We start from the raw sequence: 13,097 nt of genomic DNA on the forward strand, positions 1-13,097 counted from the left end.
TGTGACGCGGCTCGGTTTGAGGCTCTAAGCTTACGAGTTGCGACCTAGAAGACCTTTCCTACTCGCAAGATTTGGCTTGTTTTGGGCCGATTCTTTCTACGCAACGCTCACTTGGGTTTTTTATTTTTTGGAGAATTTGCTTTGAATATACTTATTATCGGCAACGGCGGTAGAGAATACGCCATCGGATTAAAACTAAAAGAAGATTCTAATGTTTTAAATTTATACTTTGCTCCCGGTAACGGAGCGACCGAAAAACTCGGCAAAAATGTGAATTTAAGCGACTTTGAAGATTTGGCTCAGTTTGCAATCAAAAGAGATATAAATCTAACTATCGTAGGTCCAGAAGATCCGCTTACAAAGGGCATTGTCGATGTTTTTAAATCTCATAATTTAGCCGTTTTTGGACCGAGTAAAAATGCTGCAAGGCTCGAGGGCAGTAAGGCCTTTATGAAAGATTTTTTAAAGCGAAAAAATATAAAAACTGCTAGATTTTTAAGTTCAAGCGATTTTAATGAAATTTGCGAATTTATCGATAATTTGGGCGAAACAATCGTTGTTAAAGCCGACGGACTTTGTGCCGGAAAAGGCGTAATCATCGCAAAAAGCAAAGATGAAGCCAAGAGTGCTGTAAAAAGTATGCTAAGCGGTGAAAGCTTTGGAAATGCCGGTAAAACGGTGGTTGTGGAAGAATTTTTAGACGGATTTGAACTTAGCTTTTTTGCCATTTGCGACGGCGAAAATTTTGTCTCGCTTCCTGTTGCACAAGATCACAAAAGACTATTAGATAATGATATGGGTCCAAATACAGGCGGAATGGGCGCTTATGCTCCAAGTCCGTTGGCAACGCCTGAGCTAATAAAAAAAGTGGAAAATGAAATCGTAGCACCAACTCTAAAAGGCATGAAGGAAGATGGAAATCCTTTTTGTGGAGTGCTTTTTGTAGGACTTATGATAGTTAAAAACGAGCCTTTTGTGCTTGAATACAATGTCCGTTTTGGCGACCCTGAATGCGAAGTTTTAATGCCGTTGATTGATGGAAGTTTGAGTGAAATTCTTTATAATGCCGCAATAGGCAAACTTCAAAGCATAAAACTAAAAGACGAATTTGCCGTGGGTGTTGTAATGGCTAGTAAAAATTATCCTTTTTCTTCTAGCGAACCTGCTTTGATAAGTGTAAGCGAAATTGAGCCAAATTCGCACATTTGCTATGCCGGTGTAGGTAGCGAAAACGGAAAAATCATAGCAAACGGGGGCAGAGTTTTAGTAAGCGTAGCAACTGCAAAAAGCATAAAAGAAGCAAGAGACACGGCTTACAGACTTTGTGAAAATATCAAATTTGACGGCGCACAGTATCGCAAAGATATAGCGTATCAGGCGTTAAAAAATGGCTGAAAACGGAAAATTAAGCCTAGCCACAAACGGACGCAGGATACTTTCTTGTGGTATCGATGAAATGGTTTTGGCGATTTTATTTTTTCTTATTTACATGGGCGAATTTTCAAAAGCCGCAAATCAAGAGCAACTTCAAGATATAATGATGAATTTTATAGTGCAATACTATATCATAAAAGTGCTTTACCACACGCTTTTTGTCTATTTTTACGGAGCGACTTTGGGTAAATTTGTTTGCAAAATTCGTTGCATAAACCAAGACGCTCTTGTGCCAAATTTTTATGAATCTCTAATGAGAGCCGTTGTTAGGATTATTAGCGAATTTGCCTTTTATTTGGGCTTTGTGTGGGCATTTTTTAGCGAATTTAAGCAAACTTGGCACGATAAATTTGCGACAACTTTGGTGGTGCAAGTTGATTAAAATATTTAAATTTTTATCCGTTATTTTGCTATTTTGCCTAAATTTACTTAATGCAAAAGTCCAAAATGTCGAGCTTATCGCCGATGATGTAGTAAAAAACGGAGACATAATAACAGCAACCGGAAATGTAATAATATATTCGCAAGATTATTTCGTAACCGCAGATCGCGCCGTGTATGATCAAAAAGACGAAGTTGCCGAGCTTTTTGGCAATGTAAATTCTATGCGTGGGTTAAATGAGGCTTCGCGGGCAAACTATGTCAAACTTGATTTTAAAAACGATTTGCAAGAAGCCGATGCAAATTTTATCATGGATAAAGACGGCGAAATTTGGATGCAAAATGATAAAACCTGCGTTGATAGCGAATATTATCGCATAAAAGGCGGCGCGGTTTCTAGCTGTAATGTCAGCGATCCTGACTGGAAGATTAAATTTAGTAGTGCAAAAATGAATAAAGAAAGCAAATTTTTGCATATTTTTAATCCTGTTTTTTATGTTAGCGATTATCCTGTTTTGTATCTGCCGTATTTTGGCTTTCCGACCGATAAAACACGCAGAACTGGGCTTTTACCGCCTGAGATTGGCTATATCGGAAGCGAGGGTGCGTATTATAAACAGCCGATTTATTTTGCTCCGTATGAGAGCTGGGATTTTCAAATCGATCCGCAAATTCGTTCTCGTAGGGGAGTTGGAGTTTATGGCACATTTAGATTTGCCGATTCGCCTTACTCTTATGGCGAAATTCGGGGTGGTATGTTTGAAAACAAATCAAAGCATCAAAAAAGACTTGAACTTGCAAATAAGCAACACCATGGATTCGAGATACAATACGATAGAAGTAGGCTCGTAAAACACCTAATCGACGGCGATTTCAAAGAAAATTTATGGCTTGATTTTACCAAGCTTAATGATTTGGAGTATTATGATTTAGTTAGCAAAGGCGGGATTGACGACGATAGTGCAAATTCGCTTGTAACTTCAAGACTAAATTATTATCTAACGACAGATAATCACTATTTTGGGCTTTACGCGAGATATTATTTAGATACTGCGAAGCTAAATAGCGAGAATTTGTTTAAAAATAACGATACGGTTCAAGAAATTCCTACTTTGCATTATCATAAATTCGTTGATAATTTTGCCTTGCCAAATTTGCTTTATTCTGTCGATACCAAGGCACACAACTACATTAGAGATGACGGCGTAGAAGCAAGACATTATGAGTTAAATATTCCTGTGAGTTTTTCTATGCCTTTATTTGATGAGTATTTAAATTTGATTATCGGCGAAAATCTCTATTTTTCGTATATTGATTGGGATAAAAAGTATAACTACGCAAATGGCGAATTTAGCACGGATAATTCAACTGCATATATAAATAATTATCATTTAATTTCTCTTCAAAGCGATTTAGCAAAATCTTATGAGAATTTTTTCCACACCGTTTCATTTGGGCTTGATTTGCTTATCCCTTGGTATCAAAAGGGCGATATCGATGATAGATTGTTTAAATACTACCGCTACGATTATGATAAGGAAAATTCAAAAATAAATAAATCTGCCTTAAATAATGTAAAAAGTTCGCTTTATTATGAAGATAATTTCATAAACGAACTTAGCGATGATTATACGCACGATAGCCTTGCAGGGCGTTTTACGCAGTATTTTTATGATGGAAATGGGCGTAAATTTATTCGCCACATGATAAAACAAAGATATGATTTTGACGAAGATGAATTTGGCGAGTTAGATCATAGCATTGATTTTTATTTTAAAAATGGTCTTAGACTTGGAAATAGATTTTTATATTCGCATAAATACCATAGCTTTGATCGAATTAGAAGCTATGCAGGTTATTCAAATGACTATTTTAGCGGATCTTTGACGCACTCTTATGAGTATAGAAAATTTAGCGAAGATAGAGATAGATATACAAAAGACAACTATTTCATAGCAAATTTAGCACTAAATTTGCCAAATTATTACAAACTTTTTGGCAGGGTTGATTATGATTTGCAAAGAGATTATACTAAAATGTGGCGAGTCGGCGTTACGCATAACCGAAAATGCTGGAATTTCTCATTTGTGTATCAAGAAGATATTGAGCCAAAAAATACAAACAAGCAAAATTATGAAAAAGCGAGCAAAGAACAAGGATTTTATTTCTTTGTAAATTTCTATCCTTTTGGTGGTGTTGGCTATGACTTTTCTATAAATCACGATTATACGGAGCAAAACTGATGATTCCAAGAGAAAATTTAATGTTTGAAAATCAAATTCAAGCAGCCGAAAAACTAATAGAAATTTTGCCTGTAAGTGATTTTAAAAAAGATAATTATATTATTATCTGTTCGTCGCTAGATTCCGTTATTTTGGTAGATGAGATAGCTAGAAAATTAAAAATCGGTTATGAAATTTTATTTAGCGAACAAATTTTTGCGCCAAATAACCCTGAATGTGCCATTGCTTGTGTTAGCGAAACGCAAGAGATCGTTATAATGGACGAATTAGTTAAATCTTTTGGCATAAATTTAGACTATATTTACGGACAAAGTAATAGAAAATATGAAGAAAAAATTCTAAAAAGTGTTTATAAATACCGCAAAGGCGAACTTTTGCAAGATTTTGAAAATCGCAATGTCATTTTGATAGATGAAGGTTGCGAAAGCGGTATGACGGCACTTGCGTGTATAAAATCGCTTACAAATTTAAACGCGAAAACGATAATTTACGCAACGCCTTTAATACCAAACAGCGTTGCTAAGAATTTGGGCGTTTTGGTTGATGAGCTTTTTTGTGTTCATAATATTGCCGATTTTGTTTCGGTTGATTTTTATTACAAAGAAAAAATTGAGCCAAAAGTTGATATTATAATGCAAATTTTAGAAGAAAGTCCGTATTATTTACCTTTACATAAAGAAGTATTAGAAGGAGAAGAAACAAATGCAGTGCTTAGTTGATGTGAATAACAATTTAGAGATTTTTGATATTAACAAAGTCGCCAAACAAGCAGCAGGAGCTGCACTTTTAAGAGTGAAAAACACAGTTGTTTTAGCTACAGTCGCAAGAGAAGAAAGGCAGGTTGAAGAAGATTTTTTACCGCTAACCGTGCAGTATATCGAAAAACAATACGCAGCAGGTAGAATTCCTGGTGGTTATATAAAAAGGGAGACTAAGCCCGGAGATTTTGAAACGCTAACAAGCCGTATAATAGACCGCTCTTTAAGACCGCTTTTCCCAAAAGGCTATGCTTATCCTACGCAAATCGTGGTTTTTGTGCTTTCAGCCGATCCCGAAGTTGATTTACAAGTTGTAAGTCTAAATGCCGCAAGCGCAGCACTTTATCTAAGCGATATACCTATGAAAGCCCCTGTTTGCGGTGTTAGAGTAGGTAAGATCAACGGCGAACTTATCATAAATCCTACAAATTCGCAGCTTAAACAAAGTTCGCTTGATCTTTATGTCGCGGGTGTCGGCGATGAGCTTTTGATGATAGAGATGAGATCTTTGCCACAACTAAACGGCGAAAATCAAAATATGAACGAAGTAAATGAAGATGATATGGTAAAAGCCATTGATTTTGCAGGACAGGCGATTTTAAAAGGCTCTTTGGCTTATGAAGAAGTTTTTATGCCACACAAAAAAAATGAAGCAAATTTAGAGTATAAACCTGAAATCGAAAATGAAGCAATCGCCGAATATATCGATAAATTCTATAAAGACGATGTCAAATTTGCTATAAACCAAATGGCAAAAAGTGAGCGAGCAACCGAGCTTGATAAAATCGTTAAAAAAATCATAACTGATGATGAAGCAGTTAAAAATGAGTGGGAAGAGAGCGTTATCTCAAATGTCATCGGCAAGTATAAACGCAAAATCATTAGAAGCCAAATCATAAATGAACGCCGTAGAGCTGACGGAAGAGCATTAAATGAAGTTCGCCCAATCGACATAGAAACAAATTTGCTTCCAAACGCTCACGGTAGCTGTCTTTTTACGCGCGGTCAAACTCAGGCGTTAGTTGTTACTACGCTTGGCGGCGATAGCGATGCCCAACTTAGCGATAGTTTAACGGAAAACTCGGCAATTACTGAAAAATTTATGTTTAATTACAATTTTCCGGGATTTTCTGTCGGCGAAGCAAGTCCTTTAAAGAGTCCTGGTCGTAGAGAGCTAGGACATGGAAATTTAGCCAAAAGAGCGCTTTTCCCAAGTGTAGCGGTAAATTCGCCGTGGGCGATTCGCGTAGTTAGCGAAATTTTAGAGAGCAATGGTTCTAGCTCAATGGCGAGTGTTTGCGGCGGTTCTTTATCTATGAGAGCAGCAGGAATTTCGACACAAAAACTAGTTGCAGGAGTTGCTATGGGCTTAGTTTTTGAAGATGATAAACACGCGGTCTTAACAGACATCATGGGACTAGAAGACCACGACGGAGATATGGATTTTAAGGTTGCAGGTAGCAAGGACGGAATCACTGCACTTCAAATGGATATAAAGCTTGGCGGAATTAGCCTTGAAGTGCTAAGCGAAGCCCTAAATCAAGCAAAAGAAGGCAGAGAGCATATCTTAAATTTAATGGAAATTGCAAATGAAAAAATTTGCATAAATGAAGATATTTTACCAAAGCTTGAAATTTTTAGCGTAGATCCAAGCAAAATCGTCGATATTATCGGTCAAGGCGGTAAAACTATAAAAGAAATTACCGAAAAATTCGGCGTTAGCATTGATTTAGATAGAGAAAAAGGCGAAGTTAAAATTCACGGCGTTAAAAAATCTGGTGTCGATGGCGCAAAAGAGCAAATTCTTTCTATTGTCAAAGGTGGCGGACGAGATTTCAAAAAAGGTGCTCCAAGAAAAGATTTCAAAAAAGATATTAAATTTGAAATCGGCGAAGAATTTGATGGCGTGGTGCAAAAAGTAATGGAATTTGGTGCATTTATCTCACTTAGAGACGGCGTAGATGGTTTGCTTCATATCTCAAAAATCAAAACAAAACTAAACGAAGGCGATAGTGTCAAAGTAAAAGTGGCAGAGCAAAAAGGAAGCAAAATTTCACTTGAATTAGTTAGCGAAAATTCATAAGGAGAATGAAAATGGAGTTAAAAAAATTATTTTTCCCAATCGGTGGCGGAGAAGAGCTTAGAGAGCGAATTCGTGGAGCTTTGCTTGTGAATAAATTTTTTGGGACACACTTAACTATTATGGCAGCCCAGTTAGATCCAAGAACGATTTATAATGTCAGAATGACGCTAAAAGGCGGCGTTTTAATGGACGAATTTTTAAAATCTGCAAATGATGAGCTAGAAAAGGAAAGAGAAAATTTAAATCAAATTTTTAAAGAAGAGTGCGAAAGTGTCGGATTAGATATAAATGATGAAGTAGGTATTCCAAATAGTGCTAGGCTTAAATGTTTAACCGGAGTTAGATCTGAGCTAGTTGAGAAGCACTCTCGCTATTGCGATTTGGTTATCGCTTCTGTCCCACCGACAGGCAGCATTACGGGGACTTTTGAAGCAGCCGTTGTCAAAAGCGGAAAAAGTTGTATAGTAATACCGCGTGTAATGAATCAATTTAAAGCTGATAAAATTTTACTTAGCTTATCCGGAACGGCAGCTAGCGCAAGGGCACTTACAAATTCGATTTTTTTGCTTAAAAAAGCAAAAGTCGTGCATTGTGTTATCGCTAGACATTATTTAGCAGATAGCGAAGAAGAAACAGTGGGTAGAATTCGAAACTATTTGAGTTTGCACGGCATAGAAAATGTCGAATTTGAGTGTTTAGATACCGAAGGGAAAGTACCCGGTCAAATGCTAGTAGAACATTCAAGCAAAGGCGAATACGATCTAATCGTAGCAGGAATGCACGCAGATAACGGGATAAAAGAGATTTTCTTAGGCGGAGCATCAAAATATTTCCTAAAAAATACCAAAATTCCAGTATTTATGTAATTGTTTGGAAAGCCAGACGAGCCTAGCTTTCGTGTGATTTCGCAAATTTTTTGTTCGATAGGCAAACAAGCCTTATCTCACTCAAAATTTGCTTCAAAACACACGAAATCGTCGGCATAAATAATCAAATTTAAGTTGAATTTTTTAAATTTTAACACTACGCCAAAAGAATAAATCAACCAAATTTAATCAAATAATTATAAAATTTTAGCTAATATTATTAATTACAATATTTTTAGGAGAAACTTAATGAATAAAGACGATATTAAAGAACTTATGAGCTTTTTTGACGAACAAAAAAGTATAAATAAGCTAAAAATCAAAGACAAAGATTTTGAAATAGAGATTAAAAAATACGGAGCAGACGGCGAAAATTTGGCACCGCAAATACCTGTTGCTCCACAAGCAGCTCCAAGCGTAAATGTGGTTGTAAATGAAAAATCAAGCTCGAAAGCCACCACAGATACAATCGATAGCCCTATGGTAGGAACTTTTTATAAAGCCCCAAGTCCGGGTGCAAATGCGTTTGTAAGTGTCGGTCAAGTCGTGCATAAGGGCGAGACTATCGGTATTATTGAAGCTATGAAAATTATGAACGAGATTGAAGCCGAGTTTGATTGTCGTATCAAAAAAGCCCTTGTCGAAGACGGACAGCCGGTAGAATACGCTATGGCGTTATTTGAGGTTGAAAAACTATGAAAGAAATCAAAAGAATTCTTATAGCAAATCGTGGCGAAATAGCTCTTAGAGCGCTTAGAACTATCCAAGAAATGGGCAAACAAGCCATTGTCGTGCATTCGACAGCCGATCAAGACGCCCTTTATGTCAAATACGCAGACGCTTCCATTTGCATAGGCGGACCTAGGTCAAGTGATAGCTATTTAAATATACCTGCGATTATCACAGCTTGTGAGCTAACAGAGGCAGACGCTATTTTCCCGGGATACGGCTTTTTAAGCGAAAATCAAAATTTTATCGAAATTTGCGAAAAACACGGCATTAAATTTATAGGACCAAGCGTTGAAGCTATGACTTTAATGAGCGATAAATCAAAAGCAAAACAAGTTATGATGAGAGCCGGAATTCCTGTTGTTCCGGGATCTGACGGCGCAATCGCCGATGTCGAAGAAGCTAGAAAATTAGCCGAGAAAATCGGTTATCCTGTTATCATCAAGGCTGCTGCCGGTGGCGGTGGTCGCGGTATGCGCGTGGTGCAAAAAGAAGAAGATTTAGAAAAACTTTTTTGGTCGGCTGAGAGCGAAGCAGTGAGCGCATTTGGTGACGGGACAATGTATATGGAAAAATACATTACAAATCCACGCCATATCGAAGTTCAAGTTATAGGCGATGAGCACGGAAATGTTCTTCATATCGGCGAGAGAGACTGCTCTATGCAACGCCGTCATCAAAAACTCATCGAAGAAAGCCCGGCTGTAATCTTAGATGATGAAACTCGCAAAAAACTCCATGAAACAGCTGTAAAAGCGGCAAAAGCTATCGGATATTTTAGCGCAGGGACATTTGAATTTTTATATGATAGCAGTGACAAAAAATTCTATTTTATCGAGATGAATACTCGCTTGCAGGTTGAACACACAGTTAGCGAAATGCGAAGCGGTGTTGATTTAATCGAGCTTATGATAAGAGTGGCGCAAGGTGAAAAACTGCCAAAACAAAGTGAGATAAATTTAAGCGGACACGCTATCGAGTGCCGTATCACAGCAGAAGATCCAAAAAGTTTTACGCCAAATCCGGGCAAAATCACAAAATATGTCGCACCCGGTGGCAGAAGTGTTCGCATGGATAGCCATGTTTATGAAGGTTACAGTGTTCCGCCGTATTATGATAGCATGATAGGCAAACTAATCGTGCATGACAAAGACCGCAACAAAGCCATAGCAAAGATGAAAGTGGCGCTTTCACAACTAATGATTCAAGGCATAAAATCAACGCGTGATTTTCATCTAGCGATGATGAATAATCCTGATTTTATCAATAACGAATTTGATACAAATTATCTAGCAAAACACTGAAATTTGGCAAATTTAGAGCAAATTTAGCTCTAAATTTGCTTTTAAGGATTTTACTCAATGCAAAACCACGCCGTGCCTTTGATTTTGGCTAATGTTTTTATCATAATGTCGCTGTGGGCTGGAATTTCGCCAAATGATAGAGCAGTTTGGTATGCTGAAAGTTTGCCGCTTTTTATCGTATTTTTGGCTCTTGTTTTTACATATAAAAAATTTAAATTTAGCAACACGGCTTATATTTTGATGAGCGTTTGGCTACTTTTGCATACAATCGGCGCAAAATATACATTTGCAGCCGTTCCGTTTGAATGGGGAAATGAGTTTTTAACGCCTATTTTTGGCGAAGAGCGCAACCACTTTGATCGTTTGGCGCATTTTTCCATTGGATTTTACGCTTTTGCGATGAGCGAGTGGCTACTGCGAAAGCACAAATGCACTTTTGGCACGGCACTTTGGTTTGGGCTATTTTTTATGATGAGCGTTGCAGGAGCTTATGAGATTATCGAGTGGCTTTATGCTGTTATTAAAGGCGGAAACGCAGGAATTGAGTTTTTAGGTTCACAAGGTGATATTTGGGACGCTCAAAAAGATATGCTTTGTGATACGCTAGGAGCAATTTTTTCGCTGATTTTATATATTTTTATTCGCCCTGATAAGCAAATTCGCTAAGTTTAGTATGGTTTTGCTTTTCGAATTTTGATAAAATTTGCAATTTCTTGCAAAGCCTAAAAGATTGCAAATTTAAAAGCTTCTCGCTTTTAAATTTGCGTATTTTACCGGCGGCTTTGCCTTTATTAAGGTTTTAAATTTATACTTTTACCGATCTTCCCCGTCTATTTTATCTGTAAAAAACTCTTCAACTTCGTTTGAAAAAGCATTTTTATACCAGTCGATTTTGCGCGTAACAAACATTAATATCGCTAACACTGCAAACATCAAAATGCTTCCAAGTAGCAGTGCGTAGTCTTCGGATTGCAAAATTCCATAAAGCGTAATATATGAAATCAAATGAACGATTGCGATAAATGCGCCGTGTTTTTTGGATTTAAAAATCGAACTTGCGTATAAAAATACCGTCAAAGTTACTGCAATTCCCGCTAACGCGTAAGCAGCGAAAAATGCCAAATGCTCTGAAATCGATAAAATAAGCAGATAAAAAAGCACATCTGCTGCGCCGATTAGGAAGTATTGAACCGGGTGAATTCGCGTTTTAGCCCAAATTTCGCACAAGAAAATCGCCAAAAACGGCACGACTAAAAATAAAAGCGCGTAAGTTACGCAACGCTTCACGAGCGAATAGTTGTTGATTGGGCTGATGAAATTTACATCTATCATTTCGTAATGTGAGCGTTCGTTTGGCTTTACTATCCAAGCGGGAGCAAAATTTGTGCTAAGACCTGAAACTTCCCAAACGGCGTTAAATCCGTCTTTGTTTATTTGGCGTGTTTTTGGCAACCAGCCACCGCTAAATGACGGAGATGCCCATGTAGATTTTAGTGCAAAAGTGTTGTTTGTAGCAAGTGGCGTAAAGCTGATTTTAGCTCCGCCTTGCACGAAAAGCGAAGCAGAAATTGTGAAATTTGACCTTGCCATATCATAAGGCAGTTTATAAAAAATGCTTTGACTAAAAGGTGAATACTCAGGTGCTGCAAAAGACTGAACGAGTTCGCTTTTGGTGGCATTTGCATCTGAATTTGCAACTAGTTTTGGAAAAGCTGTGAAAGTTTTTTTATTTCCGATACCCAAAATCATCACGGCTTCGTCAAATAAAATATCGCCCTCTTTGACGCCCAAATGCTCGAAATCAATCGGTTCAAATTTGGCTTCTAACGCAATTTCGCCATTAAAAATCGGAACGCTAAAAATGCCTCGTTTTAGGTATTGTGGGTCAAGTTCGGTTGAAATTTTATAATCTTTCGGTGTTAGCAAAATTTGCTTTGTTATGCTTTGCGTAGTAAAGCGACCGTCGCTATTTTGGGTGCTAACGAATTGTTTAACAGGAAGCGAAAGCAAAATTCCACCGATTTCGAGTGTGCCACCAACGGGACGCATGATAGAGCTTTCGGCTTCGCTTTTTACGGCTTGGCGATCATAAAGAATAGATTTGATAAAACCAAGCGGAATTAGCATTAGCAAAAGCAAAATGAAAATTACCACAGGCTTAATCCAAAAGGCATTTTTGTTTATATTTGGCATAAATTTCCTTTGTGTGAATTTTGAAATGAAAGCGAAATTATATTTTTAAAAAGTAAATACTCGGGTTAAAATCGTTTTTTTTGTTCCAACGAGATAGATGCCGAATTTATGGGCTTTTGTGAAAATAAAAAATATATAAAAAAATTTGAAAAAAATAGAGATTTCGAAAAATAAATTTATCAAAATTTATGAATTTTTTTAAAAAAAAGATAAATTTGCCGAATTTTTTCGGCAAATTTGAGTAAATTAAAATCTAAATTTATCGATTTATAATGCGAACATTTGCGTTTGAGCGAAGTCGTTCGTTAAATTCTTTTAGCATTTGTTGGCGTTTTGAAAGCACATAGGCTTCGATCGCTTTTTCTTGCACACTTTCAAAGTCAGCAGTTTGCACGCCGGATTTCGAATTTACATAAAATGTTTCATATCCGTTTGCAGTAGGAATCACCGGCGAAAACTCGCCCTGAGCAACATTTGTGATGATATAGCGCAAACCTTCGTCCATTTGCGAATTTTTAAGCGTTCCTTTTTGGACATGAACGCCACTTGGTCTAGCGTTTGGATTTTTTAGCACAGCATTTAATCTATCGGCACTTTTTGCGATAAATCTTGTAAGCGTAACGCTATCAAATGTCGTAAATAGCGATAAATTTTGGTTGTAAAATTGTCTAACATTTTCAGGTGTTACGCTTTTTCGAATTTCGTTTTCAAATGCGCCGTAAAGCTTCTCTTCTTGCAAAGATTTTTTTACATCTTCTCTAAATTTGGCTTTGCTTATGCCGTCTTTTGCGGCGGCTGCGTGTAATGCTTCTACGCTCATATTGTTTTGTGCCGCAATAGCTGCGATTCGTTGGTCGATTTCATAAGAATTTACCATGATACCGCGTTTTTTGATTTCAGCTGTTTTTACTTTTGAATTTATCAAAATTTCTAACGCCTCAGCGTCGCTTACTCTTCGTTCTTTTTTAACTTGGGCTAATTCATAATTTGTAATCGGCTCGTTTTCGACAACGGCGATAACGCTATTTACAACTTCTGCATTTGCGCTTACAAAAGCAAACGCTAAAATTAATAAAAATTTTTTTGTCATTTTCAACCTTTATTTA

The 13,097-nt window shown here is 37.1% G+C and carries 11 protein-coding genes; 9 read left to right on the forward strand and 2 right to left on the reverse strand.

Going from position 1 to position 13,097, the window contains the following annotated elements; all coding sequences use genetic code 11:
* Positions 1-141 precede the first annotated feature (141 nt).
* From purD to PF028_RS07050, 9 genes are all read left to right on the forward strand, one after another.
* Positions 142-1,395 (forward strand): phosphoribosylamine--glycine ligase, encoded by a 1,254-nt coding sequence (gene purD, locus PF028_RS07010; RefSeq protein ID WP_270860486.1) that lies wholly within the window; start codon positions 142-144, stop codon positions 1,393-1,395.
* The gene (locus tag PF028_RS07015) at positions 1,388-1,816 is read left to right on the forward strand and encodes an RDD family protein (protein WP_270860487.1); all 429 of its coding nucleotides are present in this window, start codon (positions 1,388-1,390) and stop codon (positions 1,814-1,816) included. The genes purD and PF028_RS07015 overlap by 8 nt, the downstream gene beginning before the upstream one ends.
* Complete coding sequence (locus PF028_RS07020; RefSeq protein ID WP_443101036.1) at positions 1,698-4,058, forward strand: LPS-assembly protein LptD; 2,361 nt, start codon at positions 1,698-1,700, stop codon at positions 4,056-4,058. The genes PF028_RS07015 and PF028_RS07020 overlap by 119 nt, the downstream gene beginning before the upstream one ends.
* Entirely contained in the window at positions 4,058-4,777 is a 720-nt protein-coding gene (locus PF028_RS07025; protein WP_270860488.1) for a phosphoribosyltransferase family protein, read from the forward strand. The genes PF028_RS07020 and PF028_RS07025 overlap by 1 nt, the downstream gene beginning before the upstream one ends.
* On the forward strand, positions 4,761-6,899 hold the full coding sequence (locus tag PF028_RS07030; protein WP_270860489.1) for a polyribonucleotide nucleotidyltransferase: 2,139 nt from the start codon (positions 4,761-4,763) through the stop codon (positions 6,897-6,899). Before PF028_RS07025 ends, PF028_RS07030 begins: the two co-directional genes overlap by 17 nt.
* Before the next feature lie 11 nt (positions 6,900-6,910).
* Positions 6,911-7,765, forward strand: a complete 855-nt coding sequence (locus PF028_RS07035; protein ID WP_270860490.1) for a universal stress protein — start codon at positions 6,911-6,913, stop codon at positions 7,763-7,765.
* A gap of 249 nt (positions 7,766-8,014) precedes the next feature.
* Entirely contained in the window at positions 8,015-8,464 is a 450-nt protein-coding gene (accB, locus tag PF028_RS07040) for an acetyl-CoA carboxylase biotin carboxyl carrier protein (RefSeq protein ID WP_270860491.1), read from the forward strand.
* Positions 8,461-9,798, forward strand: a complete 1,338-nt coding sequence (locus PF028_RS07045; protein WP_270860492.1) for an acetyl-CoA carboxylase biotin carboxylase subunit — start codon at positions 8,461-8,463, stop codon at positions 9,796-9,798. Before accB ends, PF028_RS07045 begins: the two co-directional genes overlap by 4 nt.
* Positions 9,799-9,855: 57 nt before the next feature.
* Positions 9,856-10,464, forward strand: a complete 609-nt coding sequence (locus tag PF028_RS07050) for a DUF2238 domain-containing protein (RefSeq protein WP_270860493.1) — start codon at positions 9,856-9,858, stop codon at positions 10,462-10,464.
* Between the two features lie 147 nt (positions 10,465-10,611).
* On the opposite strand, the gene creD is transcribed toward PF028_RS07050, so the two are convergent.
* Complete coding sequence (creD, locus tag PF028_RS07055) at positions 10,612-11,991, reverse strand: cell envelope integrity protein CreD (protein ID WP_270860494.1); 1,380 nt, start codon at positions 11,989-11,991, stop codon at positions 10,612-10,614.
* A gap of 259 nt (positions 11,992-12,250) precedes the next feature.
* The gene (locus PF028_RS07060) at positions 12,251-13,081 is read right to left on the reverse strand and encodes a peptidylprolyl isomerase (protein WP_270860495.1); all 831 of its coding nucleotides are present in this window, start codon (positions 13,079-13,081) and stop codon (positions 12,251-12,253) included.
* Between the last annotated feature and the right edge of the window lie 16 nt (positions 13,082-13,097).

This window comes from Campylobacter sp. CN_NE2 (genome assembly GCF_027797465.1).
Lineage (GTDB): Bacteria > Campylobacterota > Campylobacteria > Campylobacterales > Campylobacteraceae > Campylobacter_B.